This window comes from Streptomyces colwelliae (assembly GCF_048158785.1).
Lineage (GTDB): Bacteria > Actinomycetota > Actinomycetes > Streptomycetales > Streptomycetaceae > Streptomyces.
The window spans coordinates 1-26,187 of record NZ_JBLTJC010000132.1; the positions used below are offsets into that span (position 1 = coordinate 1).

General features: G+C 68.8%; 25 protein-coding genes, 1 pseudogene and 1 riboswitch. Of the genes and pseudogenes, 8 read left to right on the forward strand and 18 right to left on the reverse strand.

The window, feature by feature from the left end; all coding sequences use genetic code 11:
• Window positions 1-1,017, forward strand: a 1,017-nt coding sequence (locus ACNFOC_RS25995) for a glycosyltransferase 87 family protein (RefSeq protein ID WP_416961496.1), incomplete at its 5' end; no start/stop codon positions are given.
• On the opposite strand, the gene ACNFOC_RS26000 is transcribed toward ACNFOC_RS25995, so the two are convergent.
• Window positions 978-2,294 (reverse strand): MATE family efflux transporter, encoded by a 1,317-nt coding sequence (locus ACNFOC_RS26000; RefSeq protein WP_416961497.1) that lies wholly within the window; start codon window positions 2,292-2,294, stop codon window positions 978-980. The genes ACNFOC_RS25995 and ACNFOC_RS26000 overlap by 40 nt on opposite strands.
• Window positions 2,295-2,393: 99 nt before the next feature.
• On the opposite strand from ACNFOC_RS26000, the gene ACNFOC_RS26005 reads away from it, so the two are divergent.
• Window positions 2,394-2,924, forward strand: coding sequence for a PadR family transcriptional regulator (locus ACNFOC_RS26005; RefSeq protein ID WP_416961498.1), 531 nt, complete (start codon window positions 2,394-2,396; stop codon window positions 2,922-2,924).
• Between the two features lie 13 nt (window positions 2,925-2,937).
• On the opposite strand, the gene ACNFOC_RS26010 is transcribed toward ACNFOC_RS26005, so the two are convergent.
• The 5 genes from ACNFOC_RS26010 to ACNFOC_RS26030 form a co-directional block, all read right to left on the reverse strand.
• Window positions 2,938-4,128: a hypothetical protein gene (locus ACNFOC_RS26010; protein WP_416961499.1), complete on the reverse strand. Its 1,191-nt coding sequence runs from the start codon at window positions 4,126-4,128 to the stop codon at window positions 2,938-2,940.
• A gap of 30 nt (window positions 4,129-4,158) precedes the next feature.
• On the reverse strand, window positions 4,159-5,181 hold the full coding sequence (locus ACNFOC_RS26015) for a C40 family peptidase (RefSeq protein WP_416961500.1): 1,023 nt from the start codon (window positions 5,179-5,181) through the stop codon (window positions 4,159-4,161).
• A 240-nt stretch (window positions 5,182-5,421) separates the two neighbouring features.
• The gene (locus ACNFOC_RS26020) at window positions 5,422-6,456 is read right to left on the reverse strand and encodes a C40 family peptidase (protein WP_416961501.1); all 1,035 of its coding nucleotides are present in this window, start codon (window positions 6,454-6,456) and stop codon (window positions 5,422-5,424) included.
• Window positions 6,457-6,666: 210 nt separating this feature from the next.
• On the reverse strand, window positions 6,667-8,010 hold the full coding sequence (locus tag ACNFOC_RS26025; RefSeq protein ID WP_416961502.1) for an NYN domain-containing protein: 1,344 nt from the start codon (window positions 8,008-8,010) through the stop codon (window positions 6,667-6,669).
• Between the two features lie 37 nt (window positions 8,011-8,047).
• Window positions 8,048-8,287 carry a hypothetical protein gene (locus tag ACNFOC_RS26030; RefSeq protein WP_416961503.1) on the reverse strand — a complete coding sequence of 80 codons (240 nt, stop codon included), beginning with the start codon at window positions 8,285-8,287 and terminating at the stop codon, window positions 8,048-8,050.
• A gap of 161 nt (window positions 8,288-8,448) precedes the next feature.
• On the opposite strand from ACNFOC_RS26030, the gene ACNFOC_RS26035 reads away from it, so the two are divergent.
• Window positions 8,449-9,183, forward strand: coding sequence for a rhomboid family intramembrane serine protease (locus tag ACNFOC_RS26035; RefSeq protein WP_416961504.1), 735 nt, complete (start codon window positions 8,449-8,451; stop codon window positions 9,181-9,183).
• Window positions 9,180-9,461, forward strand: coding sequence for an Lrp/AsnC family transcriptional regulator (locus ACNFOC_RS26040; RefSeq protein WP_019062383.1), 282 nt, complete (start codon window positions 9,180-9,182; stop codon window positions 9,459-9,461). The genes ACNFOC_RS26035 and ACNFOC_RS26040 overlap by 4 nt, the downstream gene beginning before the upstream one ends.
• Here the strand turns inward: ACNFOC_RS26040 and ACNFOC_RS26045 are convergent.
• The 7 genes from ACNFOC_RS26045 to ctaE form a co-directional block, all read right to left on the reverse strand.
• A complete protein-coding gene (locus tag ACNFOC_RS26045; protein WP_416961505.1) occupies window positions 9,458-10,153 on the reverse strand; it encodes a hypothetical protein in 696 nt (231 codons plus the stop codon). The genes ACNFOC_RS26040 and ACNFOC_RS26045 overlap by 4 nt on opposite strands.
• Before the next feature lie 28 nt (window positions 10,154-10,181).
• Complete coding sequence (locus tag ACNFOC_RS26050) at window positions 10,182-11,543, reverse strand: aminotransferase class V-fold PLP-dependent enzyme (protein WP_416961506.1); 1,362 nt, start codon at window positions 11,541-11,543, stop codon at window positions 10,182-10,184.
• Between the two features lie 165 nt (window positions 11,544-11,708).
• Window positions 11,709-11,825: riboswitch (SAM riboswitch) on the reverse strand.
• Between the two features lie 75 nt (window positions 11,826-11,900).
• The gene (gene trpD / locus ACNFOC_RS26055) at window positions 11,901-12,965 is read right to left on the reverse strand and encodes an anthranilate phosphoribosyltransferase (protein ID WP_416961507.1); all 1,065 of its coding nucleotides are present in this window, start codon (window positions 12,963-12,965) and stop codon (window positions 11,901-11,903) included.
• Window positions 12,966-13,099: 134 nt separating this feature from the next.
• A complete protein-coding gene (gene qcrB, locus ACNFOC_RS26060; RefSeq protein ID WP_416961508.1) occupies window positions 13,100-14,752 on the reverse strand; it encodes a cytochrome bc1 complex cytochrome b subunit in 1,653 nt (550 codons plus the stop codon).
• Window positions 14,749-15,804 carry a cytochrome bc1 complex Rieske iron-sulfur subunit gene (gene qcrA, locus ACNFOC_RS26065; protein WP_416961509.1) on the reverse strand — a complete coding sequence of 352 codons (1,056 nt, stop codon included), beginning with the start codon at window positions 15,802-15,804 and terminating at the stop codon, window positions 14,749-14,751. Before qcrA ends, qcrB begins: the two co-directional genes overlap by 4 nt.
• Window positions 15,801-16,610, reverse strand: coding sequence for a cytochrome bc1 complex diheme cytochrome c subunit (gene qcrC / locus ACNFOC_RS26070; RefSeq protein ID WP_416961510.1), 810 nt, complete (start codon window positions 16,608-16,610; stop codon window positions 15,801-15,803). The genes qcrA and qcrC overlap by 4 nt, the downstream gene beginning before the upstream one ends.
• 80 nt (window positions 16,611-16,690) lie before the next feature.
• On the reverse strand, window positions 16,691-17,311 hold the full coding sequence (gene ctaE, locus ACNFOC_RS26075) for an aa3-type cytochrome oxidase subunit III (RefSeq protein ID WP_416961511.1): 621 nt from the start codon (window positions 17,309-17,311) through the stop codon (window positions 16,691-16,693).
• Between the two features lie 157 nt (window positions 17,312-17,468).
• Between ctaE and ACNFOC_RS26080 the strand changes: the two genes are divergently transcribed.
• On the forward strand, window positions 17,469-17,870 hold the full coding sequence (locus ACNFOC_RS26080; protein ID WP_019062390.1) for a response regulator: 402 nt from the start codon (window positions 17,469-17,471) through the stop codon (window positions 17,868-17,870).
• 116 nt (window positions 17,871-17,986) lie between these two features.
• Here the strand turns inward: ACNFOC_RS26080 and ACNFOC_RS26085 are convergent, their stop codons facing one another.
• From ACNFOC_RS26085 to ctaC, 4 genes are all read right to left on the reverse strand, one after another.
• The gene (locus ACNFOC_RS26085; protein ID WP_416961512.1) at window positions 17,987-19,252 is read right to left on the reverse strand and encodes a L,D-transpeptidase; all 1,266 of its coding nucleotides are present in this window, start codon (window positions 19,250-19,252) and stop codon (window positions 17,987-17,989) included.
• A gap of 130 nt (window positions 19,253-19,382) precedes the next feature.
• The gene (locus ACNFOC_RS26090; protein ID WP_416961513.1) at window positions 19,383-19,781 is read right to left on the reverse strand and encodes a cytochrome c oxidase subunit 4; all 399 of its coding nucleotides are present in this window, start codon (window positions 19,779-19,781) and stop codon (window positions 19,383-19,385) included.
• A complete protein-coding gene (gene ctaD, locus ACNFOC_RS26095; protein ID WP_318015828.1) occupies window positions 19,778-21,514 on the reverse strand; it encodes an aa3-type cytochrome oxidase subunit I in 1,737 nt (578 codons plus the stop codon). The genes ACNFOC_RS26090 and ctaD overlap by 4 nt, the downstream gene beginning before the upstream one ends.
• On the reverse strand, window positions 21,511-22,470 hold the full coding sequence (ctaC, locus tag ACNFOC_RS26100; protein WP_416961514.1) for an aa3-type cytochrome oxidase subunit II: 960 nt from the start codon (window positions 22,468-22,470) through the stop codon (window positions 21,511-21,513). Before ctaC ends, ctaD begins: the two co-directional genes overlap by 4 nt.
• A 308-nt stretch (window positions 22,471-22,778) precedes the next feature.
• Here ctaC and ACNFOC_RS26105 point away from each other — a divergent pair, with 308 nt between their 5' ends.
• Window positions 22,779-24,155: a cysteine desulfurase/sulfurtransferase TusA family protein gene (locus ACNFOC_RS26105; protein WP_416961515.1), complete on the forward strand. Its 1,377-nt coding sequence runs from the start codon at window positions 22,779-22,781 to the stop codon at window positions 24,153-24,155.
• Window positions 24,156-24,239: 84 nt separating this feature from the next.
• Here ACNFOC_RS26105 and ACNFOC_RS26110 read toward each other — a convergent pair whose 3' ends face one another.
• Window positions 24,240-25,214: a carbohydrate kinase family protein gene (locus tag ACNFOC_RS26110; RefSeq protein ID WP_416961516.1), complete on the reverse strand. Its 975-nt coding sequence runs from the start codon at window positions 25,212-25,214 to the stop codon at window positions 24,240-24,242.
• Window positions 25,215-25,345: 131 nt separating this feature from the next.
• On the opposite strand from ACNFOC_RS26110, the gene ACNFOC_RS26115 reads away from it, so the two are divergent.
• Both ACNFOC_RS26115 and ACNFOC_RS26120 read left to right on the forward strand, forming a co-directional pair.
• Window positions 25,346-25,576, forward strand: coding sequence for a hypothetical protein (locus ACNFOC_RS26115; RefSeq protein ID WP_416961517.1), 231 nt, complete (start codon window positions 25,346-25,348; stop codon window positions 25,574-25,576).
• A 210-nt stretch (window positions 25,577-25,786) separates the two neighbouring features.
• Window positions 25,787-26,187 (forward strand): annotated as a pseudogene (locus tag ACNFOC_RS26120) (hypothetical protein); the annotation flags it as partial.

The following is a 26,187-nucleotide window of genomic DNA, read 5'->3' on the forward strand; positions in this document are numbered from 1 at the left end:
CTCCCGATCCTCTCCCCCGCCCTGCTGGGCTTCCTGGACTACACGTCGGCGTTCTTCGTCCTCGCCTTCCTCGCCGACCTGACCGTCCTGGCCCTGCTCCTGTACACGGGCCTGCGCCCCGGCCGGACGCTGCGCGGCGCCTGGGTGTGGGTCGCGGGCGTCCCGCTGCTCGGCCCGACCGTGTACGCGCGCTACGACGTGATGGTGACCGCGGTCGCCGTGGCCGCGCTGCTCGCGGGCACCCGGCATCCGCGGGTGATGGGGGCGCTGGCCGGTTTCGGGGCGCTGCTGAAGGTGTGGCCCGCGCTGCTCCTGCTGGGCGCGGTCAAGCGCCGCGCGTGGGGAGCGGCGGCGGTGACGGTCGTGGTGATCGCCTCCCTCTTCGCCGTGACGATGCCGGGCGCGTTCGCCTTCCTCACCTTCCAGCGCAACCGGGGTACGGAGGTGGAGTCACTGGGCTCGCTGGTCTTCCACGTGGCCCGGCACTTCGGCTGGGAGGGCCAGGTCCTCCTGAACTACGGCTCGGTCGAGTTCCTCGGCCCGTACGTCGACTGGGTCAGCACGGCGGCCCTGGGCCTCACCGCGATGGCCTTCGGCTGGCTCATGTTCTGGCGTCTGATGGCGGCCCGCTTCCTGCCCCACACCCTCGCGGACGCGGCCTTCGTGGCGGTCCTGATGTTCACGGTCACCAGCCGGGTGATCAGCCCCCAGTACGTCGTCTGGCTGATCGGCCTCGCGGCGGTCTGCTCCTGCTTCCGGGCCAGCCGTATGAGACTCCCGGTCGGCCTGGTCCTGGCGGCGGCCTTCGTGACGGTCCTGGAGTTCCCGATCCGGTTCGCCGACGTGGTCGCCAGCGACGGGCTGGGCATCACCCTCCTGCTGCTCCGCAACGGCCTGTTGGTGGTCGCGGCGGTGACGAGCGCACGGGAGCTGTGGCGGGCGTCGGTCACCTGGGCGGACGTACCGCCGCTGCCGACTCAGGCGACGCGCTCGAAGGCGACGTCGGCGTCCTCCTGAATCCGGGCCCGCCGCCGGAACAGCACGGCGACGACCGCGCACTGCACCCCCATCGAGAGCGCCAGCGCCAGGCACACCCCGGGCAGCCCGAGCCCCGACAGCCCGTACGCCAACGGGAGTTGGACCACCGTGCCGAGCACCGTCACCCGTAGCAGCGCCGGCGCTCCCCCGCTGCCCTCGAAGACCCCGCCGAGCGCGATGAAGCCCGCCATCAGGAGCAGGTAGGGGCCGACGCAGCGCAGGAACAGGACGCCCTCGTGGGCGACTTGGGGACCGGCGCCGAACGCGGCCATGATCCAGGGGGCGGTGAGGAGGAGCAGGACGGCCGCCCCGACTCCCACGGCTCCGGACACGAGCATCGCCTCCCGCCCGATCTCCCGCCGTGCGTCCCTTCCCTCCCCGCGCAGGTGCGAGGTGTGGATGGCGGCGGCCTGCCGCACGGAGTAGAAGGCCATCGTCGCCACGTACAGGACCTTGTAGCCGATGGCGTACGCGGCCACCGCCGTCACTCCGAGTCGGGCAACTATCGCGACCAGCACCAGCGTTCCCGTCTGCCGGACGGTGAAGTCGGCCGACATCGGCAACCCGGTCGTCAACGTCCGGCGCAGCGCGGCGCGGACGGACTCGGCGGGGGCAACCTTCGTACGCAGCACGGCATTTCGGCGCAGCGCGCGCAGCCCCACCCCCAACGCCACGACCCGGCACAGCACGGTCGAGGCGGCGGCGCCCCGGACGCCGTAGAGGTGGATGAAGAACGGGTCGGCGACAAGGATGAGCCCATTGGCGAGCAGGGCCAGGCGCATCGGGGTGCGGGTGTCGCCGGTGCCTTTGAGGATGCCGTCGACGAGTTGCTGGACGTAGAAGACGGCGATGCCCGGCAGGGAGATCGTGAAGTAGGCGACCGCCAGCGGGAGTTCGGGTCCCGTGCCGCCGAGTATCAGGCGGGCCAGCGGTTCGCGGAGCAGGAAGCCGGTCGCGGCGACCACCGGGGTGACCAGCGCGCAGAGGGCCCAGCCGCCGCGCACGGCGGACCGGATCGCGGCGGGGTCGCGGGCTCCCCTCGCGTGGGCGACCAGCACAGTGGTGCCGGACGCGAAGACCAGGGCGATGCCCAGCAGCACGTTCTCGGTGTTGGTCGCGACGGCCACGGCGGCGACGGCCGGGCCGCCGAGCCGGGAGACCCAGACGGTGTTGATGATCCCGGCGGCGACGGAGGCGAGGAGCGAGAGATAGACGGGGTGCGCGAGCGATATGAGCTGCTTGCGGTGAGTTTGCACGGGCAGACCTCTCTCGACATGAGATACCTCTAATCGAGGTAGCTCGATAAGAGGTAGCATGGCGGCATGACGTCCGCAAGGACCGGGTGAAGGAGGATCATGCTGGAGCTGTCGATCCTGGGGTTCCTGGCCGAACAGCCGCTCCACGGCTACGAGTTGAAGGAACGCATCAAGGCACTCAGCGGCCATGTCCGCCCGGTCAGCGACGGCGCGCTCTACCCGGCGATCACCCGCCTGGTCACCGCGGGCAAGCTCGACCAGCGCACGGAGGAGGGCACGAGCGCGGCCCCGCGCCGGGTCCTGAGCCTCACCGGGAAGGGCCACGAGGACCTCCTGGAACGGCTCCGCCACCCCAAACCGGCCGAGATCACCGACCACGTCCGCTTCAACACGGTCCTGGCCTTCCTACGGCACCTGCCCGACCCGCACGAGCAGGCCGCCGTGCTGCGCCGCCGGCTGGACTTCCTTCAGACCCCGGCGAGCTTCTTCTACCGGGACGGCGAGCCCGTGCGCGCGGAGGAGAGCGGGGACCTGTTCCGGCGGGGCATGCTGCGGGTCGCGCGGGCGACGGGCGCGGCCGAACGGGAGTGGCTCACGGAGGCCATCGACCAGCTGGATCAGCCAGGGTGAACCAGCCGCCGGATCAGGCGAGTTGAGCCTTCAGATAGTCCTGCCACTCCGCCGTGAAGTCCTCCAGCGTCACCCCGAGCACGCTCTTCAACGCACCCTCCACCGCCCCGGACCGCTTCTTGTGGGCGCCAACAGCCCGGTAGAACCTGCCCAGTTGGTCGACTCCCCACCGGTCCTCGATCATTCGGCAGGCCATCCACCCGCCCTCGTACGCCTGCGCGAGCTCCGTCTGCTCGCTGCTGAAGCCGAAGTCCTTGTCGGCGGGGAGGGCGTTCGGGAGGTCGCCTTCCTCGACGGCGCGGTACAGCTCAGGGGCGGCCTGGGTGGGGGTGCGGCCGGTGCCTCGGTAGCCGATCCAGTCGGCGTAGCCCTCCGAGAGCCAGAGGGGGGTCGCGGAGGTGGTGTGGGCGCGGGTCGCGACGTGGGTCGTCTCGTGGGTCAGCACCACCTGCTTGCCCACCGAGCCCAGGAGCGCGTACGCGTCCGGGTTGACGATGATCCGGTCCGCGGGCGCGCTGCCCGAGCCGCCCGCCTCGCCCGTCGTCACCGCGGCGATGCCCCGGTAGGAGGCGGCCGGTGAGCCCAGGAGGCCCGCCATGCCGTCCAGGGAGCCGGGGACGAGCACGACGACGTGCCGGGTCCAGTCCGTGCCCCACGCGTCCGACACGGCCGGTACGGCGTGGTCCGCGAGGGCGCGGTAGTCGCTGAGGCTGTCGGCGGACTGCCCGACCCCCATCACGAGGCTGTGCGCGCCCTTGACGACGCTCACCTTCCCCTGGTCCCACAGCTGCTGTCCGGACTTCTTCGCGGGCTTGTCCGCCTCGACGTACCACTGCGCGTCGGCGGTGAGGCGGAGGGTGAGCGTGCGGCCGACCGTGACGGGTGAGGTGTCGTAGCCCTCGACCTTGTAGCTCAGTTCGGCGTCGGCGGTCGCGGTGGCGCCGCTGCGGTGGAGGGCGGTCAGCCGGTAGGACCAGGAGGCGAAGGGGACGGCGCTCAGGTTCTCGTACGCGGTGCGCGCGCCGGTCCTCGTGTACGCCGGCTCATCATGGTCCAGGACGGCCGTGGACTGGCGGTCGAGCAGGCGCTGCACCTCCGCCTTCGCGCTGTCCGTCGCCGGCTGCCCACCGCACGCCACCAGCGAGCCGAGCAGCAGACACAGCGCGAGCACTCCGGAGCGCGACGCCCGCCTACGACCAGTCACTTCCCGATCGTACGACCCTTTCGCGCCGGTTCAGACCCTCGTGACCGACGAGATGGGCATCATGCCGACCGGGTCGTAGCGGACGGGCGCGCCGGGGTAGGGGGCGTGGATGACCTGGCCGTTGCCCACGTACATGCCGACATGGCTGGCGTCGGAGCGGTAGACGACCAGGTCGCCGGGCTGGGCCTGGGAGAGCGGGATCTGGTGGCCGGCGTAGCGCTGTTCCTGCGAGGTGCGCGGGAGGTGGACGCCTGCGTGGGCGTACGACCACTGCATGAGGCCCGAGCAGTCGAAGCCGCCGGGGCCGTTGGCGCCCCAGATGTACGGCTTGCCGAGTGCGGCCCGGGCGGCGGCGACGGCGGCCGCCGCACGGCCCGAGGAGGGGACGCCGGCGCCGAGGTCGGGGATGTCCTCGCGGGAGGAGCGGGAGGCCCGGTCGAAGGAGGCGCGCTCGGCGAGGGGCATCTGGTTGAGGAGTTGCCGGGCCTTGGCGAGTTTCCGTTCGACGGTCTTCTTGTGGGTGGCGACGGCCTTGCGGCTGCGCTCCAGCTCGGCGAGGTGTCCGGCGGCCTCGGTGCGTTCCTGGGCGAGTTCGCGCATGGCCTCCTGGAGGTCCTTGAGCTGGCCCGCCTGCTGGGTGGTGATCCGGTCGAGGACGGAGGCCTTGTCGAGGTAGTCGGCCGGGTCGTCGGAGAACAGCAGCGCGACGGTGGGGTCGATGCCACCGGAGCGGTACTGGGCGCCGGCGAGTGAACCCAGCGCGTCCCGCATGGTGTTGATGCGCTGCTGCTGCCGGGCGATCCGGTCCTGGGCGTCACTGACCTGCCGGTGCAGCTCCCCTGCGGTCTCGTCGGCCTTGTCGTAGGCCTCGGTCGCCTTCTCGGCCTCCTGGTAGAGCCGGTCCACCTCGGCCCGGGAGTCGTCGTGCGGCGCGGCGACGGCGGAGGTGGCCGGCATGGCGCCGAGGGCCGCCGCGGCGGCGCTCAAGACGCAGACCGCGGCGCTGGCGCCTCGGTCGAACCCGGACGGTGCAGGGCGGCGACGGGATCCCACGGGGAGTCGCACTCCTTCCGCTGGCGGACACGGACCGCTCCCCCTGTGCGGGGAAACGCGCCAGACAGTAGCTCTGTGAAGGGGTGCGGGCCAAAGACCTCCGCGGACACACAACGTGACGCCCCGCCTATGACGCAGGTCATCGGCGGGGCGTGGGGTCAGCGTGGTGTGTCGTAATTCGCCCGTTCGGGCGGTCCGGAAGGGCGGAACGAGACCGGACCGGGGCGGATCCGATCCGGATCAGATCCGGACGCCGAACTCGAAGGTCATGTTGCTGATCGCCTCGTAGCGCACCACGGCACCGGTGTGCGGGGCGTGCAGCACCTGGCCGTTGCCCGCGTACAGGCCGACGTGGTGGAAGTCGCCGTAGAAGATGACCAGGTCGCCGACCTTGAGGTCGCTCTGGCTGTAGATCCGGGTACCGGCGTTCGCCTGCGCCTCGGACGTGCGGGGTATGGAGACACCCGCCTGCGCGTAGGCCCAGGAGGTCAGGCCGGAGCAGTCGAAGGAGGACGGGCCGGAGGCGCCGTAGACGTACGGCGAGCCGATCACGGACTGGGCGGCGGCGAAGGCGGAGGCGGCGCGGCCGGAGGCGGAACCGGTGTTGCCGAGGTCCACCCGCGAGCTGGAGCGGTTGGCGGCCTGCGCCTGCTCGGCGTCGAGGGCCGCCTTCTCCTTGGCGGTAAGGGTGTTGAGCAGCTTCTGGGCCGCGGCCAGCTTGCTCTTGACCTCGTCCTTCTTCTTCTTGAGCTCGGTGCGGGTGGCGGAGAGGTCCTTGAGCTTGGTGCTCGCCTCCGCGCGCTCCTGGGCGAGTTCGCGCTGCTTGCCCTGGATCTTCGTGAGCGCCTCGACCTGCTGGTCGCTCAACTGGTCCATCGTGGACGCCTTGTCGAGGTAGTCGTCCGGGTCCGAGGACAGGAACAGCTGGATCGAGGGGTCGATGCCCCCCGTGCGGTACTGGGCGCTCGCCATCGTGCCGAGGCCGTCCCGGAGCTTGTTGAGCTCCTCCTGGCCGCGCGCGACGTTGTCCTGGATGGTGGAGATCTCCTTCTGGAGCTTCTCCTGCTTCTCCTGGGCCCCGTCGAGCTTCTCGGTGGCCTGCTCGGCCTGCTCGTAGAGGGCGTCGACCTTCGCCTTGACCTCGTCCTTGCTGGGCTTCTCGCTCGGCGCGGCATTGGCGGCCTGAGCGCTGAAGGCAACGGCGGCTGCGGCTGCGGTGGTCAGCACAGTCACACGCGTGCGGCTCGGCTGCTTCGGTCGACGATGGGACGCCACGGAGTCGAGCTCCTTCTATTGAGTGATCACCCGTTCGGAGGTTCGAGGCCTGACCCTAGTGATGTTTCTGTGATCAGTTCAAATCCTCACACGAAAAAATGCCGTCACTCAAAGCATTCTTTGCACATAACCAACGTGCAGTGATGGTCGATTGACGCTACGTTGCGTGACAGTTCGGCCAATTCCGGCATTAAACCTGTACGTTGACCTTCACGACAGTCGCTTGAGGAGTACCGCAGAAGCGACGGGCCGGGCGCCCGCCTTCGCGATGCCGTCGGCCACCTCGCGGTCGGTCGACGCGACGATCACCGGCCGGCCCGGCGGCTCGGCGCGCACCAGCTGGCGGATCAACTCGTCGGCGGTGACGCCCGGTTTGGAGAACAGCACCCGCACTCCGCGCGGCGGCGCGAGCAGCACGGGCGCGGCCAGCTCGGCCCCGTCGAAGACACAGGTGACCTCGGCGCCGGTCTGCGCGGCGAGCTGCGAGAGCTGCCCGAGCAGCCTCAACCGCTGCTTCTCCAGGGGCATTTGGGGATAGCCGGTCTTGGTGACGTTGTAGCCGTCGACGACCAGGTGGGCCTGCGGCAGCGCGAGCAACTGGTCGAGGATCGCGGGGTCGTTCTCCGACAGCGCCCGCGCGGCGATGTCTTTCGGGGTCATTCGTCCCGGTTCGACCGCGTCGACGGTCTCGGCGGGCCGTACGGAAACGGGCGGCAGAGCCAGTTCCCTGCGGAGCCCCTGGGTCGCCTCCAGCACGGTGTCGAGCAGCAGCCGTACCCGCATGTCCTCGACGCTGCGGCCCTCGCGGGCGGCCTTGCGGGTGGCCTCCAGGGCCGCCTCCGCCTCGCCGAGCCGGGCCTTGAGGCGCCGGCTCTCGCTCTCGGCGGCGGACACCTGGGTCTGCGCCTCGGCGCGCGCGGTGTCCGTCTCGGCCCGCAGCTTGCGCAGGGCGGCCTCGCCGCGCTTGACGTCACTGTGGGCGGCGCGCAGCTTGCGGTGCAGCGAGTCCGCTTCCTTCTTCACCGCGTCCAGCTCGGTGCGCAGCCGCTCGGTGTCGGCCCGGGTCGCGTCCCGCGCCTGCGCCAACTCCTCGCGCAGCCGCTCCAGTTCGGCCCGGCTCTCCTCGTCGGCGCGCTCGGCGTCGGCGCGCAGCGCCTCCTCGCCGGCGGCGGTCACCAGCTTCACCCAGCCGGTGGGGCGCAGAACATAGGCCGCGGCCGCCACGTCGAGCGGATCCGCGGCCGGGGGCGGCGAGCCGGAGTCGAGAGCGCCCGCGAGCTCCGACTGGGCCTCTCTCAGCTTCTCCCCGATGCGCTGCCGGAACAGCGGATCGGTCTCCAGCGCGGCAGCCATCGCGTTGCCGGCGAACTTGGCGCGCCGGTTGGGGGCGAAGCGGGCGTACTGTCGTAGCTGCGCGGGCAGTTCGGCGACGGTGAGGCCACCGAACCCGTCCGACACGATCTGTACGACTCTCCTGCGCACGCCGTCGGGCAGCGGGCGGTCGAGCACCTCGGCGGCGCCGTCGCCCGGCCCCCCGCCTGAGTTCTCCACCATCCCTCACACCCCAATGTCTGTGCGGGGCCACTCCCTCTCAGGAGACGGCGCCCGGCCTGTCCACGAGTTCCACCTGATCCACGGCGTTGCACCAGCGGCAGCGCACCGACTCGATGGTCTCACTGACCACCTCGCGCTCCTCGACGTTCGGCTCACCGGCCAGGTCCAGGTGGAGGTACTCCACGACCTTCGACGAGCGCGTCACGTCGAAGCGCGTGAGGTTGCCGCAGAGGGTGCAGCGCCACCGTGTGGAGGCAGTCGGCAGGGGAACCGTCATCGTGGCTGTCCGCTTCCTTCTCGTTCCAGTTTCCGTGATCGCCGGTTTCCCCGGCGAGTGTGGCTCGTAACCCTACGGCCTGGCGGGTACTCGCCGCTCGGCCGTCCACAGCGGCGATTCACCCTGTCCCGTTGCGTCCCGTTACGTCATGCTCTGTAGCCATGATCAGCAACTGGGGCCCGGCCCTCGTCAGGACGTTCCGCGGCACGTCGGCGCCCATGACGTACACCCTCATCGGCCTGTGCTGCCTGATCTTCGTCCTCGGCCCGGCCTCGGGTTTCGTCCCGTCCTACGGCACCGGGGACGCGCTGCTCGCCGCGCAGCGGGCGTACTTCCGCCGCTGGGGGGTGGTTCCGGCCGAACTGTTCGACCACCCCACCCGAGAGGCCCTGACCCCCGTCACGGCTCTGTTCATCCACGGCAGCTGGATCCATCTCCTCGGCAACATGCTCTTCCTCTACGTCTTCGGAGCGATGACCGAGGAGCGGCTTGGCCGGGTCGAATTCACCCTGTTCTATTTGGTCTGCGGCTACCTGGCGCTGCTGGGCTACGCGGTGGCCAACGCCGACTCCGAACAGTCACTGGTCGGCGCGTCCGGGGCGATCTCGGCGGTCCTCGGGGCGTTCCTGTACTTGTTCCCCCGGGCCCGCGTGACGAGTCTTCTCCCCTTCCTCTTCTTCCTGCCGCTGCGCTTCCCCGCGTGGGTCGTCCTGCCGTTCTGGGCGGCCTTGCAGTGGCTGGCGGCGGGCCAGGCCGCGCAGGGGCCGGGGGTCGCCTATCTCGCCCACCTCGTGGGCTTCACGCTGGGGTTCGGTTACGCGTGGGTGAGATTCGGTCGTACGACTAGAGTTGGGCCCGCCCCAGTAACGGTCCCCGAGGGAGAGAACCAGCCGTGATCACCGCGATCGTCCTCATCAAGACCAGCGTGGACCGGATTCCCGAGATCGCCGAGTCGATCGCCGCGCTCGAATCCGTGAGCGAGGTCTTCTCCGTCACCGGGACGTATGACTTGATCGCGATGGTGCGGGTGCGGCAACACGAGGATCTGGCCGAGGTGATCCCTGGGCGGATCAGCAAGATCCCCGGGGTTGAGGGGACGGATACGCACGTGGCGTTCCGGACGTACTCGCAGCATGACCTTGAGGCCGCGTTCGCTATTGGGCTGGACTCCTAGCGAGCGTTCAGCCGCTTCCACAAGGTGACCAGCGCACCCCAGTTCACGACCTCCCAGGCTGGAAGTTCGGTGCGGTGCGCGTCGCCGAGTCGGTCCTTGCCCTCCAAGCGGAGACGAGCGTCCCGCCGCATCTGCCACCACGACGACGGCACGTTCCAATCGGGCAGGTCGATGTCGAGACACGGCTCCGGCATGTCGGCCCACTGGTAGGCCAGTCGCCCACCCGGCACGAACACTCCGTCCGCGTCCGCCGTGAGCGGGCCAAAGGTGACCTGCCGGCCCGCCCCGAGCCGGTCCAGCATCGAGGGCACCTGGGCGTCCGCCACGCGCTGCCGGACATGGTCCACGACGGACCGTATCCACTGGTTCTCGGGGCGTTCCTCGTCCGTCTCCACGATCTGCCATTCGTCGAGGACGAAGCCCTGTTCGACCTCGTCTCCGAACCGCAGCAGGTGCCGGTGGCCGAAGGTGTACCAGGCGATGCTGTGCTGCTCGTCGCGCCGGAAGGTCAGGTCCATGGTGGAACGCCAACGGGTCACGTCCACCCAGCGACGGACCCGCGCACCGGGGACGAGGACGAGCCCCTCCTGGTACAGGTAGACAGGCCTGCCGCCGAGGAGACGTGGCGCACGCCGTACGACCGCCTCGATCAACGGCTCGCCCAGGCCTTCGGCCTCCGCCGTTTCGCTCACCGCAGGTGGAATCCCCACCGCAGGATCATCACACGGCCGGCACGCAACGGCCGTTCTCCGTACGGTAGTTCCACTTCGCACCGTCGGTCACGAGCTCCCGTACCGCCGTCACGAACCGCTCGACGTGCTCGTCCGGGGTTCCCGCGCCGAAGCTGACCCGGATGGCGTTGAGGGACTTCTCGCCCGGGGCTGCCTCGGGGGCGCCGCACTCGCCCTGGGTCTGGGGGTCGGTGCCCAGGAGGGTGCGGACCAGGGGGTGGGCGCAGAAGAGGCCGTCGCGGACGCCGATGCCGTACTCGGCGGAGAGGGCGGCGGCGAAGTGGGAGCTGTTCCAGCCGTCGACCACGAAGGAGATCACGCCCACGCGCGGGGCGTCGTCGCCGAACAACGACAGGACGCGCACCTCCGGGACCCCGGCCAGGCCCGCCCGTACCTTCTCGATCAGGTGCTGCTCGCGCGCGACCAGCGTGTCGAAGCCCGCCTCGGTGAGCGCCTTGCAGGCCGACGCGATGGAGTAGGCGCCGATGACGTTCGGGGAGCCGGCCTCGTGGCGGGCGGCGCTGTCGTGCCACTCCACGTCCACTCCCCCGTCCTCGCGCCGGGTGACCTTGCGGCTGGCGCCGCCGCCCGCGAGGTAGGGGTCGGCCGCCTGGAGCCAGTCGGCGCGGCCGGCGAGGACGCCCGAGCCGAAGGGGGCGTAGAGCTTGTGGCCGGAGAAGGCGATCCAGTCGACGTCGAGGTCCTGGACGGACACCGGGTGGTGCGGGGCGAGTTGGGCGGCGTCCAGGACGATCCGGGCGCCGTGGGCGTGCGCGGCGGCGGCCAGTTCGCGGACCGGCCACAGCTCGCCGGTGACGTTCGAGGCGCCGGTGACGCAGACCAGGGCCGGGCCGTAGGGGTCGCGGGCGGCGAGGGCCTGCTCCAGGGTCTCGACCGCCTGGGCCGGGGTGCGCGGGGCGTTGAGGTAGGTGACCCGGGCGTCCTTCCACGGGAGCAGGGACGCGTGGTGCTCGGTCTCGAAGACGAAGACCTGGCAGTCGGCGGGGAGGGCCGCGGCGAGGAGGTTCAGGGAGTCCGTGGTGGAGCGGGTGAAGATCAGCTGGTCGTCGGGGCGGCAGTCCAGGAACTCCTCGACCGTCTTGCGGGCGTTCTCGAACAGGTCGGTGGAGAGCTGCGAGAGGTAACCGGCGCCGCGGTGGACGCTGCCGTAGTACGGGGCGTAGGCCGCCACGTCGTCCCAGACGCGCTGGAGGGCGGGGGCGCTGGCCGCGTAGTCGAGCGCCGCGTAGGTGACTTCGCCGCCCGTGACGAGCGGGACGGTGACATCCCGGCCGAGAACGGGCAGCTGGTCACAAATGGTCTGGGCGGCGGCAGCGGTGGAGACAGACATGGCGAACTCCCGTGAGAAGCAGGCGAATTCACTGCGCGAGCGGACAGAGCTACGGCGCAGGAAAGGGTGAAGGGGGATGTGCGGAGGTGGGGGCTTCGCGCCCTATCGCATTCGCTTGCTCACAGAGAACTCCCTCGAGACCAGGACCCCTGGTGTCTTTCGAGGGGCCCGCGCTTGCCGCAGACCTCGCTGCCTACGGCCTGGTCTTCACCCGGGGCACCCCGCCACGGACGGAGGGTTGCCGGACAGTCGGCCGGGGCCTCATGACTGTCACTCATGACCTGGTCGGAAAACTTACGCGATGTGATCGTCGCCCCGCAACCCGTGTCCGGATCGCGGGACGACGACCGACGCCCGCTACGCGTTGCTGGCTGCCGCCCAGCGCTCCAGGGTGCTCTTCGCGGCGCCCGAGTCGATCGACTCCGCGGCCTTCACCATCCCGGCCCGGATCCGGTCCGCCAACGGCCCGTCCCCGGCCTCCAGCGCCACCAGGGCCGCCGCCGAGTTCAGCAGTACGGCCTCTCGTACCGGGCCCGTCTCGCCGTCCAGGAGGCGGCGGGCGACGTCCGCGTTGTACTCGGGGTCGGCGCCGCGCAGGGCTTCCACGGGGACCAGTTCGAGGCCGACGTCCCGCGGGTCGAAGGCCTCCTCGGTGACCTTGCCTTCGCGGACGATCCACACCCGGGAGGTGGCCGTGGTCGTCAGCTCGTCGAGACCGTCGTCGCCGCGGAACACCAGCGCGGAGGAGCCGCGTTCGGCCAGCACGCCCGCGATGAGCCCGGCCATGCGGGTGTCGAAGCAGCCGACCGCCGAGGAGGTGACCTTGGCCGGGTTGGTGAGCGGGCCGAGGAGGTTGAACGCGGTCGGCACGCCCAGGTCCCGCCGGACCGCGCCCGCGAACCGCATCGTGGGGTGGAACTTGGCCGCGAAACAGAACGTGATCCCGGCCTCCTCCACCACCTGCGCGACCCGCTCGGGCGACAGCTCCAGGTTGATGCCGAGCCGCTCCAGCACGTCGGAGGAACCGCTCGCCGAGGACGAGGCACGGTTGCCGTGCTTGACGACCTTCGCACCGGCGCCGGCGATCACGATGGCGGACATCGTCGAGATGTTGACCGTCTTGGCCCGGTCACCGCCCGTGCCGACGATGTCGACGGCGGGTCCCGGGATGTGCAGCGGCTTCGCGTGGGCGTACATCGTCTCGACGAGGCCGTTGATCTCCTCGACGGTCTCGCCCTTGGCCCGCAACGCCATCAGGAAGCCCGCGATCTGGGCGTCGGCCGCCTCGCCGCTCATGATGCGGTCCATCGCCCACGCCGTGTCGGCGGTGCTCAGGTCCTGTCCGGCCAGCAGCGCGCTCAGTACGTCGGGCCAGGAACGGGCCGCCGCGGTGTCGCCTCCAGCGGGGGTCACAGCGCTCATACGGCCGCTCCTGAGTGTCGTAGAAACATGGTTCGAAAGACCTCCCCCACCCTATCCAGCCGCAGGCACGGCGAAGGGCCCCGTCCGGTGTTCGGACGGGGCCCTTCGACTGTGGCGTGGCGACGCCTCAGCGATCAGTGGTGGCCGTGGCCGCTCGTGATCTCCTTGTACTCCTCGACGGTGGGCTTGGGGATCTGGGACTCCTCGCCGTAGTACGCCTCGCTCAGCTTGGCGCGCAGCTTCTCGGAACCCTTCACCTTGCGCTCGACACCGTTCTCGTCGACGGTCGCGCCGATCGCGGCCGGCACGTACTGCTCGTGCGCGGTGAGCGTGTGCAGCGCGTCCTGGCTGAGCGGCTCGTGGATCTCGACGAACTCACCGTGCGGCAGGCGCTTGATGATGCCCGACTCGCGGCCGTGCAGCACCTTGTCCTTGTCGCGGCGCTGAAGGCCGAGGCAGACCCGCTTGGTGGCGATGAAGACCAGCACCGGCACCACGAAGAAGCCGACGCGCACAGCCCAGGTGATCGAGTTGATCGACAGGTGGAAGTGCGTGGCCCAGATGTCGTTGCCGCCACCGACGAGCAGGACGAAGTACCACGAGATCCACGCGGCACCGAAGGCCGTACGGGTCGGGACGTTGCGCGGGCGGTCCAGGATGTGGTGCTCGCTCTTGTCGCCGGTGACCCAGGACTCGATGAACGGGTAGACCGCGATCGCGACCAGGACCAGCGGGAAGATGATCAGCGGGATGAACACACCCAGGACGAGCGTGTGACCCCAGAAGTTGATCTCCCAGCCCGGCATGAAGCGGATCAGGCCCTCGGAGAAGCCCATGTACCAGTCGGGCTGGGCGCCCGTGGACACCATGTCCGGTCGGTAGGGACCCATGGCCCAGATCGGGTTGATCGAGGCGATCGCCGCGACGGCCGCGATGACACCGAAGACCAGGAAGAAGAAGCCTCCGGCCTTGGCCATGTAGACCGGCAGCAACGGCATGCCGACGACGTTGTTGTTCGTCTTTCCGGGGCCCGCGAACTGCGTGTGCTTGTGGTAAAAGACCAGGATCAGGTGGCCGACCACCAGGCCGAGCATGATGCCCGGCAGCAGCAGGATGTGGATCGAGTAGAACCGCGCGACGAAGTCGCCGCCCGGGAACTCGCCGCCGAAGAGGAAGAACGACAGGTACGTGCCGACGATCGGCACGGACAGGACCGCGCCCTCCATGAAGCGGACACCGGTGCCGGAGAGCAGGTCGTCCGGGAGCGAGTAACCGGTGAAGCCGGTGAACATGCCCAGGACGAACAGCAGGAAGCCGAACAGCCAGTTGACCTCACGCGGCTTGCGGAACGCGCCCGTGAAGAACACGCGCATCATGTGCACGAACATGGCGGCGAGGAAGATCAGCGCCGCCCAGTGGTGGATCTGCCGGATCAGCAGACCACCGCGCACATCGAAGGAGATGTGCATCGTCGAGTTGAAGGCCTCCGACATCAGCTGCCCCTGGAGCGGGACATAGCTGCCGTGGTAGGTCACCTCGTTCATCGACGGGTGGAAGAACAGCGTCAGATACACACCCGTGAGGATGATGATGATGAAGCTGTAGAGGCAGACCTCGCCCAACATGAACGACCAGTGGTCGGGGAAGATCTTGCGCATGTTGGACTTGGCCAGGGAGTAGATCCCCAGGCGTCCGTCCGCCCAGTCGGCGACACGCTCGCCGGCCGGTGCTTTGTCGCGCCGCTCGCCCGCCGCGGCGGCCGGTGTGTGCGTCTCGTTGGTGCTCATCCGCGCTCCCAGAATGCAGGACCGACGGGCTCCTCGAAGTCGCCGAGCGCTTCGAGGTAACCCTCGTCGCTCACGCCGATGCGCAGCTGCGGCAGGGCGTGACCGGCCGGGCCGAAGATCACTCGGGCCCCGTCGGAGAGGTCGAAGGTGGACTGGTGGCACGGGCACAGCACGTGGTGCGTCTGCTGCTCGTACAAGGAGATCGGGCAGCCCACGTGGGTGCAGATCTTCGAGAAGGCGACGATGCCCTCGTGCGCCCACTCCAGCTCGCGCTTGTCCTTGATGTTCTCCGGCTGGAGCCGGACGATCATCAGCGCCGCCTTGGCGATCTCGGTCTGGAACTCCTCGTCGGTCTCCTCCAGGCCCTCGGGCTTGGCGAAGGTGAGCGAGCCGACGGCCACGTCCGAGGGACGCAGCGGCAGGTTCGTGTTCATGTTGACGAGCAGCTTGCCCTTGGACCAGATGGTGTGGCGAAGCTTGGTCCCGGGCAGCGGGCCCAGGTCGCGCAGCAGCATGACGCCGGAGAGCGGGAACAGGGCCAGCGCGCCGAACATCGTGTTGCGGATCAGCTTGCGACGGCCGAGCGCCGACTCCTTGGCACCGTCCTTGAAGTCGGCCATGACCTTGGCCTTGACCTCGGGGGGCGCCTCGATCGCGTGCCGCTCGTCGGCGATCTCCACGTCGGACATCAGGGTGCGGGCCCAGTGGACCGCGCCCGCGCCGATGGTGAAGAGCGCCCCGCCGAGGGTCAGACCCAGCGCGAAGTTGAGCGCGTTGATGTGACCGATCGGGAAGACGAAGATCGCCTTGTCGTGCGGGATCGCCACGTACGAGGCGATGAAGCCGACCGTGAGGAGCATCGACAGCGTGAACAGGAAGGCGACGACGCGCTCGGACCGCTTGGCGGCCCGCTCGTCGATGTCCTGGACACGGTGCTCGTGCGGCGGCAGTCCCGGGTCGGCGAACGGGTCGTGCTCGTCCGCGACCGACACCGCGCCGTGCGCGTCCTGCTCAGCGGGCAGGTTCTCTTCTGGAATGTCTTGGCTACTCATGACTTCTTGGCCTTTGCGGTCCGAGCGGCGACCCAGACGGCTACCGCGATCAGCGCGCCCAGACCGAAGATCCAGGCGAAGAGACCCTCACTGACCGGACCGAGACCACCCAGCTCAAGGCCGCCGGGGCTCTCGGTGTCGTCGCCGTTGACCGCGTTGAGGTACGCGATGATGTCCTTCTTGTTCTTCGACGACAGCGTGGTGTCGGGGAAGGAAGGCATGTTCTGCGGGCCGGTCTGCATGGCCTCGTAGATGTGCTTCGGGGCAACGCCCTCAAGGTCCGGCGCGAACTTGCCGTGCGTCAGCGCGCCGCCCTTGCCGGTGAAGTTGTGGCACTGGGCGCAGTTGGTGCGGAACAGCTCGCCACCCTTGGCGATGTCCGAACCCTCCGGCCCGTACTCGTTCTTCGTCGGGATGACAGGACCGGCGCCCAGCGAGGCGATGTACGCCGCGAGCTGGTCGATCTCGGCCTGCGAGTAGATGACCTTCTTGGCCGGGATCTGAGCACCCGGCTGCTGCGCCGGCATACGGCCGGTGCCGACCTGGAAGTCGACCGCCGCGGCGCCGACACCCACCAGGCTCGGACCGTCGGAGGTGCCCTGACCGCCGGTGCCGTGGCAGCTTGCGCAGCCGACGGCGAACAGCTTCTTGCCCTCGTCGATGGCGAGGGACTGGGCGGACTCGTCGGCCTGCGCCTTGCTCGCGGGCGCGAACGCGGCGTACAGCCCCCCAGTTGCCGCCAGCGCGAGGAGGAGTACGACGACCGCCGCCAGCGGATGGCGTCGTCGTGTGGAGAGCTTTTTCACGGATTACCCCGGTGTCAGGATCTTCTGCGTCGATGCTTCTGGAATGTGCGCTTCTTGGCTGCGCGCGGGATCGGGCCCGACTACTTGATCAAGTAGATCGTGGCGAAGAGGCCGATCCAGACGACATCGACGAAGTGCCAGTAGTAGGACACGACGATGGCCGCGGTCGCCTGTTCGTGAGTGAACCTCTTCGCCGCGTAGGTACGTCCGAGGACGAACAGGAAGGCGATGAGGCCGCCCGTCACGTGCATGCCGTGGAACCCGGTGGTCAGGTAGAACACCGAGCCGTACGGGTCGGAGGACAGCGACAGGCCGTCCTTCTTCACCAGCTCCGTGTACTCGAAGATCTGACCGCCGATGAAGATCGCACCCATCACGAACGTGATGATGAACCAGCCCCTGAGCTTCTTCACGTCCCCGCGCTCGGCGGCGAAGACGCCGAGCTGGCAGGTGAGGGAGGAGAGCACCAGGATCGTGGTGTTGGTCGCGGAGAACGGAAGGTTGAGATGGCTCGCCATCTCCTTCCAGTGTTCCGGACCGGTCACCGATCGCAGGGTGAAGTACATCGCGAAGAGGGCCGCGAAGAACATCAGCTCGGAACTCAGCCAGATGATGGTTCCGACGCTGGTGAGGTTCGGCCGGTTGACCGACGGGTGCGCGTGCCCGGTTTCTACTGTCGTTGCTGTCGCCACGACCGACATTATGTCGGTCGCTTATCCCGCCCTCACTCCGGGGGGTGCCGTTCGGAGTGTCCGCAGCGTGTGTACTGCCCGTATGGCCCATCGCAGGGGTGTTCCAACAGGTGTTGACGGGGTGTTCAAGGGAGTAGCATCCGCGCAACGGACCTTGGGAGGAAGAATGCAGGCGACCGCCACGGTGCTGGTCTACAGCGATGACTCCAACACCCGCGAGCAGGTGCGGTTGGCCTCCGGCAAGCGGCCGGCGTCCGACGTGCCGTTGGTCGAGTTCCTTGAGTGCGCTACGCCCGCGGCGGTTCTGAAGGAACTGGACCGGGGTGGGATCGATGTCTGTGTGTTCGACGGGGAGTCCTCGCCGATGGGGGGCATGGGGTTGTGCCGTCAGGTGAAGGACGAGGTCTTCAACTGCCCGCCGGTGCTTGTGCTCATCGGGCGGCCTCAGGACGCGTGGCTGGCCACGTGGAGCCGTGCGGAGGCCGCGGTGACCCTTCCGGTGGATCCCGTTGAGTTCGCGGCCTCTCTTGCCTCTCTGTTGCGTGAGAAGCGGGCTTTGAGCGCCTAGTGGGGTGGGGCGCGAGATGTGTGGCGACTGCGGGCCAGTTGTGGCTGGTCGCGCCCGCGCGGCGGAGCCGCAAATGTCACAGCCCCGCGCCCCTAGGTGGGTCACCCTTGGGTGGGTCACACTGACTCGGGACGGAGTCGTGCCGCGTCTTCCGGCCTCGGACCATCCGGCGTTCCGCCCACCAGCGCGCTGCCGCCCCGCCACTTCTTCCAGCCCAGGTTCCAGTCGCCGAAGCCGTTGCCGAAGGGTTCCATGTCGTCGCCGTTGGAGTTGACGACCTTGACCACGTCGCCCTGGTGGACCGTGTCGAAGAACCACTCGGCGTTGCTGGTGCTCATGCCGGTGCAGCCGTGGCTGACGTTCTCGGAGCCCTGGGAGCCCACCGACCAGGGGGCGGCGTGGACGTACTCGCCGCTCCAAGTGACGCGGGTCGCGTAGTACACGGGGAGGTCGTACGAGTCCGAGGAGCCCTCGGAGATGCCGACGGTGGTTCCGCGCATCCGTACGAAGTACTCCTTGCCCAGTACGACCTTGACGCCGTTTCGGGTCTCGAAGCCGGGCTTGCCGGTAGTGACGGGGATCTGGTTGATCTCCTCGCCGTTCTTGTAGACCGTCATCTCGTGGGACGAGGCGTCCGTCACGGCGACGATCTTGTCGCCCGTGGTGAGTTTGAGCCCCTTCGAGTTGCCGCCCCACAGGCGGTCGCTGATCTTCACGCCGTCGAGGTCGCTGCGGACCCGGATGGTGGCGTGGGCGGGCCAGTACTCCTTGGGGCGGTAGTGGAGTTCCTTGTCGTCCACCCAGTGCCAGGCGCCTTCGACGGCGGGTACGGAGTCCACCCGGAGGGCGCGTTCGACGATGGCCCGCTGTGCCTTGTCCTTGACGGGCATGTTCAGTTCGGCGGTGACCGGCTGGCCGACGCCGTACGTGCCCGTGTCCGGACCGAACTTCACGGTCAGGCTCTTCTTGGCGGTCGGCTTGCTGGTGTCGAAGGTGAGGACCTTGCGGCCGGGGGCGCCGTCCTCGTCCTCCGTGCTCACGCGGACCGTGTAGCGGGCGTTGGCGGCCAGCGGGGAGGTGCTGTGCCAGCGAGTGCCGTCGGCGGCGAGTTCGCCCGTGACGTAGCGTCCCGTGGCGTCCATGGCCGTGACGTCCGTGATCCGCCCGTCGTCACCGTCGGCGGTGACCACCAGGGGCTTGTCGGGGTCGGCCTTCTTGCCGTTGCCGGACGGGCCGTTGAAGGAGATCTGCCCCGCCGCGTCGTACGGCTTGGCCGACAGCGGGTTGCCGCCGCCGGATCCGCAGGCGGTGACGCCCGCGCCGACGGAGATCACCAGCAGGGTGCAGCTGACGACGGTGCGGGTGCGCGGAGAGTGGTTCATGAGCCGAGGTTATGAAGCTTCGTCAGCCGCGGCGCGGTGGGTCACTCGGACGAGGGACCGACACTGCGGCAAAAGCACGAGCCCGGACCCTCCTGACGGAGTGTCCGGGCTCGTGAGCGCTCAGCGCGTGCTACTGGGTGCGGTTCTCACCGCGGTAGTACTCGAAGACCCAGCCGAACAGGCCGATCATGATGAACGGCGCCGAGAAGTACAGCAGCCACCAGCCGATGGCCACGCCGAGGAATGCCAGCGCGCCACCGACACCGAGGGCGAGGGGCTGCCAGCTGTGCGGGCTGAAGAAGCCCACCTCGCCGGCCTCGTCCGCGACGTCGGCCTCCTTGTTGTCCTGCGCGAGCGTGTCGATCCGCCGGGCCGTGAAGCCCAGGTAGAAGCCGACCATGATGCACAGGCCGAAGGCGAGGAAGAGCGCCGTCGTACCGGCGGGCTCCTTCGACCACAGGCCGTAGACGACCGCCGTGGCGAGCACGAAGACGGCCAGCCACATGAACATCCTGCCCTGGACCTTCACTTGCCCGCCTCCTTGCCGCCAGTGAGGGCCTTGTCACCGTGGTGCGCGTTCTCGAGCTGGTCGAGAGCGGCGATCTCCGGGTGGTGCAGGTCGAACGCCGGGGATTCGCTGCGGATCCGCGGCAGGGTGAGGAAGTTGTGCCGCGGCGGCGGGCAGGACGTCGCCCACTCGAGCGAACGGCCGTAGCCCCACGGGTCGTCGACCTCGACCTTCTTGCCGTACTTCGCCGTCTTCCACACGTTGTAGAGGAACGGCAGGATCGACAGGCCGAGCAGGAACGAGCTGATCGTCGAGATCGTGTTCAGGGCGGTGAAGCCGTCGGCCGCGAGATAGTCCGCGTAACGACGGGGCATACCCTCGGCACCCAGCCAGTGCTGGACCAGGAAGGTGCCGTGGAAGCCGATGAACAGCGTCCAGAAGGTGATCTTGCCGAGGCGCTCGTCGAGCATCTTGCCGGTCATCTTCGGCCACCAGAAGTGGAAGCCGGAGAACATCGCGAACACGACGGTGCCGAAGACCACGTAGTGGAAGTGGGCGACGACGAAGTACGAGTCCGAGACGTGGAAGTCCATCGGCGGCGAGGCCAGGATGACACCGGTCAGACCACCGAAGGTGAAGGTGATCAGGAAGCCGGTGGCCCAGAGCATCGGGGTCTCGAAACTCAAGGACCCCTTCCACATCGTTCCGATCCAGTTGAAGAACTTCACGCCCGTTGGCACGGCGATGAGGAACGTCATGAAGGAGAAGAACGGGAGGAGGACTCCGCCGGTGACGTACATGTGGTGGGCCCACACGGTCACGGACAGGCCGGCGATGGAGATGGTGGCCGCGACCAGTCCCATGTAGCCGAACATCGGCTTGCGGGAGAAGACTGGGATGACCTCGGAGATGATGCCGAAGAACGGCAGGGCGATGATGTACACCTCTGGATGGCCGAAGAACCAGAAGAGGTGTTGCCACAGCAATGCCCCGCCGTTTGCGGCGTCGAAGACATGTGCCCCGAATTTCCGATCCGCCTCCAGCGCGAACAGCGCGGCGGCGAGAACCGGGAAGGCCAGCAGAACGAGCACGGCGGTCAGCAGCACGTTCCACACGAAGATCGGCATGCGGAACATCGTCATGCCCGGTGCGCGCATGCAGATGATCGTGGTGATGAAGTTGACCGCACCGAGGATCGTGCCGAAGCCGGAGAAGGCCAGACCCATGATCCACATGTCGGCGCCGATACCCGGCGAACGGACCGCGTCCGACAGCGGGCTGTAGGCGAACCAGCCGAAGTCGGCAGCGCCCTGCGGAGTGAGGAAGCCACCCACCGCGATCGTCGAGCCGAACAGGTAGAGCCAGTAGGCGAACATGTTCAGCCGCGGGAACGCCACGTCGGGCGCGCCGATCTGGAGCGGCATGATCCAGTTCGTGAAACCGGCGAACAGCGGCGTCGCGAACATCAGCAGCATGATCGTGCCGTGCATCGTGAACGCCTGGTTGAACTGCTCGTTCGACAGGATCTGAAGACCCGGCCGCGCCAGCTCGGCGCGCATCAGCAGCGCCATGACGCCGCCGATCAGGAAGAACGCGAACGACGTGACCAGATACAGCGTGCCGATCGTCTTGTGGTCGGTGGTGGTGAGCCACTTGATCACGACGTTACCGGGTTGCTTGCGCCTTACCGGCAGCTCGTCCGCGTAGTGGGACTCTGCTGCCGCGGCACCCTGAGGTTCGTTGAGGATGCTCACAGGTTGTTCGTCTCCCGGTTCTTCTCGTGGCTCGTCTGCGCGATGCCGGCGGGAATGTAACCGGTCTGCCCCTTCTTGGCGAGGTCCTTGAGGTGCTGCTGGTAACGCTCCGGCGAGACGACCTTCACGTTGAACAGCATCCGGGAGTGGTCGACGCCGCAGAGCTCGGCGCACTTGCCGAGGTAGGTGCCCTCCTTGTTGGGGGTCACCTGGAAGGAGTTGGTGTGGCCCGGGACGACGTCCATCTTCATCAGGAACGGCACCACCCAGAAGTCGTGGATGACGTCACGTGAGGTGAGGACGAAGCGGACCGTCTCGCCCTTGGGGAGCCAGAGGGTCGGACCCGGGTTGCCCGTCTGCGGGTTCTTCGTGGCGGGCGTACCGACGTCGTAGACTCCGCCGGCGTTCGCCGGGAACTGCTTCTTGAACCGGTCCGGAATGGCGGCCAGGTTCTTGTCGGTCGTCGCGTCGCCACTGACACCGTCGACGTTCTCGATGTAGTTGAAGCCCCAGCTCCACTGGAAGCCGACGACGTTGACCGTCACGTCGGGCTTCTTGTCGAGGCTCAGGAGCTTCGTCTCGTCGCGGGCGGTGAAGTAGAACAACACCGAGACGATGATGAGCGGAACAACCGTGTACAGCGCCTCGATGGGCATGTTGTACCGGGTCTGCGGGGGGATCTCGACCTTGGTGCGGCTGCGCCGGTGGAACACGACGCTCCACATGATCAGGCCCCACACCAGGATGCCGACGGCGAGCGCGGCGGCCCAGGACCCCTGCCAGAGGGAGAGGATCCGCGGACCCTCTTCCGTGGTCGGGGTGGGGAAACCAAGGCGAGGAAAGTCCTTGGATGTGCAACCGGTCGCGGTCGCCAGGACCAGGCCCGCAGTCATTGCCTGCAGCAGCTTCCGCCGCATCGGGCGCCGCGGCGAGCGGTCGGAGCCGTTGGGACTCACGTAGCGCCTTCCCGAGAGTCTCGCCCGCGCGGATTGGCTGCGGCCTGCCTTCACGCGGGTCGGTCGCCGCCCTGCGTCGGGCAGGGGTTTGGATGTTTATGCGGACCAAACCCTAGCCGACGCCCTCCGGGGGTTCGCGGGGAGGGTGGCATACGCGCCGCCCGTTACTCCTTGCGCCTAATAGCTCGGGGGTTCAGGTGATTTGGGCGGGTGCGGGTGCGTTGTGGCTTGTCGCGCCCCGCGGCGGAGCCGCTATGTCACAGTCTCGCGCCCCTGAGGAAAGGCACCGTACGTTTTAACGTTGGCGTGTGTCCTACTTTGATGCCGCATCCTCCGCTCCGCTCCATCCCGTCGCCCGGCAGGCGCTGTTGGCGTCCCTGGACGAAGGGTGGGCGGACCCTGCCAGGTTGTACAGGGAGGGGCGTAAGGCGCGCCTGCTGCTGGACGCCGCTCGTGAAGCCGCCGCCGAAGCCGCCGGGTGCCGACCCGACGAATTGGTGTTCACGGGCTCCGGAACTCGGGCCGTGCACAGCGGTATCGCGGGGGCGTTGGCGGGGCGGCGGCGCGTCGGGCGTCACCTGATCGTGTCAGCGGTTGAACACTCTTCCGTGCTCCATTCGGCCGAGGCGCTGGTCGCGGAGGGCGGTTCGTCCACCGAGGTGCCGGTGGACCGTACGGGTGCGGTGAGCGTGGCGGCGTACGCGGATTCCCTCCGCTCGGACACCGCGCTGGCGTGTCTCCAGTCGGCCAACCACGAGGTGGGGACCGTGCAGCCGGTCGCCGAGGTGGCCGAGGCGTGCCGGGCGGTCGGGGTGCCGTTGCTGGTCGACGCGGCGCAGTCGCTGGGGTGGGGGCCGGTCGAGGGCGCGTGGTCGCTGCTCACGGCCAGCGCGCACAAGTGGGGCGGCCCGGCCGGGGTCGGACTGCTGGCGGTGCGCAAAGGCGTGCGCTTCGCGCCCCAACGGCCCCTGGACGAACGGGAGTCGGGGCGCGCGGCCGGCTTCGAGAACATCCCCGCCGTCGTGGCCGCGGCGGCCTCCCTGCGCGCGGTACGCGCCGAGGCGGCCCAGGAGGCGCTACGGCTACGGAAACTGACGGAGCGGATCCGGGCGCGGGTGCCGCGGCTGGTGCCGGGCGTGGATGTGGTCGGCGATCCGGTGCGGCGCCTGCCCGGGATCGTCACCTTCTCCTGTCTCTATGTCGATGGAGAGACCCTCCTCCACGAACTGGACCGCGCCGGTTTCTCCGTCTCCTCCGGTTCGTCCTGCACGAGCAGCACCCTGACGCCCAGCCATGTGCTCAAGGCGATGGGAGTGCTGAGTGAGGGGAATGTGCGGGTGTCGTTGCCACGGGGGGCGGTGGAGGAAGACGTCGAGCGTTTTCTCGCCGTGCTGCCGGGGGCCGTGGCAGGAGTCCGGGAGAAGTTGGGAGCACAGGCACCGGTGACCGTCGTAGAAGACGACTCGCTCATCGTGGACGCCCTGGGCAAGCGCTGCCCGATTCCCGTGATCGAGCTGGCGAAGGTCATCGGAGATGTACCGGTGGGCGGGACGATCAAGGTCCTGTCGGACGATGAGGCGGCCCGCCTGGACATCCCGGCGTGGTGCGAGATGCGAGACCAGGAGTACGTGGGCGAGGAGAGGGCGGACCAAGGCACCGCGTACATGATCCGCCGGTTGACCTGAGCTGCCTAAGGGGCGCGGGGCTGTGTCGATATGCGGCTACCGCCGCGTGTGCGCGACCAGCCCCCACGCACCCGCAGACACAACTCAGCCCAGATGCCCCTGGACCTCACCCGCAGCATCATGCCCATAAGCCTTGGTGAACCGGTCCATGAAGTGCACCCGCCGCAACTGGTACTCCTGCGTACCGACAGTCTCGATAACCAACGTCGCGAGCATGCAACCGACCTGCGCCGCCCGCTCCAGCGAAACCCCCCACGCCAGCCCCGAGAGGAACCCCGCCCGGAACGCGTCGCCGACCCCCGTGGGATCGGCCTTGCGCTCCTCCTCCGCGCAACCGACCTCGATCGGGTCCATACCGACCTTCTCGATACGAACGCCGCGCGAGCCGAGCGTGGTGACGCGGTGGCCGACCTTGGACAGGATCTCCTCGTCGGTCCAGCCGGTCTTGGACTCGATGAGCCCCTTCTCGTACTCGTTCGAGAAGAGGTACGCCGAGCCGTCCAGCAGGATGCGGATGTCGTCGCCGTCCATCCGCGCGATCTGCTGGGAGAAGTCGGCGGCGAAGGGGATGGAGCGGGTGCGGCACTCCTCCGTGTGGCGGAGCATCGCCTCGGGGTCGTCCGCGCCGATCAGGACCAGGTCGAGGCCGCCCACGCGGTCGGCGACGGTCTTCAGCTCGATCTGGCGGGCCTCGCTCATGGCGCCGGTGTAGAAGGAGCCGATCTGGTTGTGGTCGGAGTCCGTCGTACACACGAAGCGGGCGGTGTGCAGCGTCTCGGAGATGCGGACCGAGCCGGTGTCGACGCCGTGCCGGTCGAGCCAGTCGCGGTACTCGGCGAAGTCGGAGCCGGCGGCGCCGACCAGGATCGGCGCGGTGCCGAGCTGGCCCATGCCGAAGGCGATGTTGGCGCCGACGCCGCCCCGGCGTACGTCGAGGTTGTCGACCAGGAAGGAGAGCGACACCGTGTGCAGCTGGTCCGCGACCAGCTGGTCGGCGAAGCGGCCGGGGAAGGTCATGAGGTGGTCGGTGGCGATGGAGCCGGTGACTGCGATGCGCACGGCGAGGACTCTCCTGAGGGAGGCTGCGTTGACAGTTCACGCTACCCGGTCCGCGCGGCGGCTCTGAAGCGGCCAAAACTACCCGATAGTAGATCTTTCTTCGCGAGGTAAAGCGTGCCTACGGTGCCGCTATGACGAACCTCGGAGTCGACGGCCCCGTTCCGGTCCACCCGGTCCACCTCGAAGGTGAAGGTGAGAGCGACCTGGCGGCGCTGCGCGGCGACTGCGCCCGGATGGCTCCCCACTGGACGGTTCCCGACCGGATCGTTGCCCTTCCGGTGTCCCCGTCGCTCATCCACGGCGTGTCGGTGCCGTCGAAGTCCGCCCGGCTGCTGGACGGCATGTCGGAGTACGGCGACTGAGCGGAGCGGAACGAGGTTCCGAACCGGAGTTCCGAGCCGGGGTCCGAGTCCCCCGGCTCGACAGGCGCGCTCGGGGGAACCGTGCGCTCCCCCGCTGCGTCCCATCGCTGTCCCCCGTAAAGGGGATGCGGGATACGACCCTTCCGCCCGGCTGTTTGACAGGGCCGGGTCAGGGTCAAGGGACAGTTGCGCAGCCGAAGGAGCGATGCGGTGAACACCGAGCGACCCGACAACGACGACACGACCGGCACTTCCGGTGACGTGCGGGGCGTGGGGGACGCCGCGAAGGGCTCCGCGGAGGGGCCCGAGGTCGACGACACCGGGACTGGCACCGGGACCGGGACCGGCGGGGAAACGGCTGCTTCTACGGCGTCCGGTGCCGAGGCCGGTCACGGTCGGCCGGACGGGACGGGGTCCACGGCATCCGACGTAGAAGCCGGTCGCTCGGAGGACGGCGACCCGGCGGAGTCCGACGCGGAAGCCGATCGGCCGGAGGAGATCGACCTGGCGGCATCCGGCGACGCCGAGGCGGACCAGCCGGAAGTCACCGATCCCACCCCCGCCGAGGCTGCCCGGCCGAAAGCCACCGACCCCACACCTGTCTCTTATAC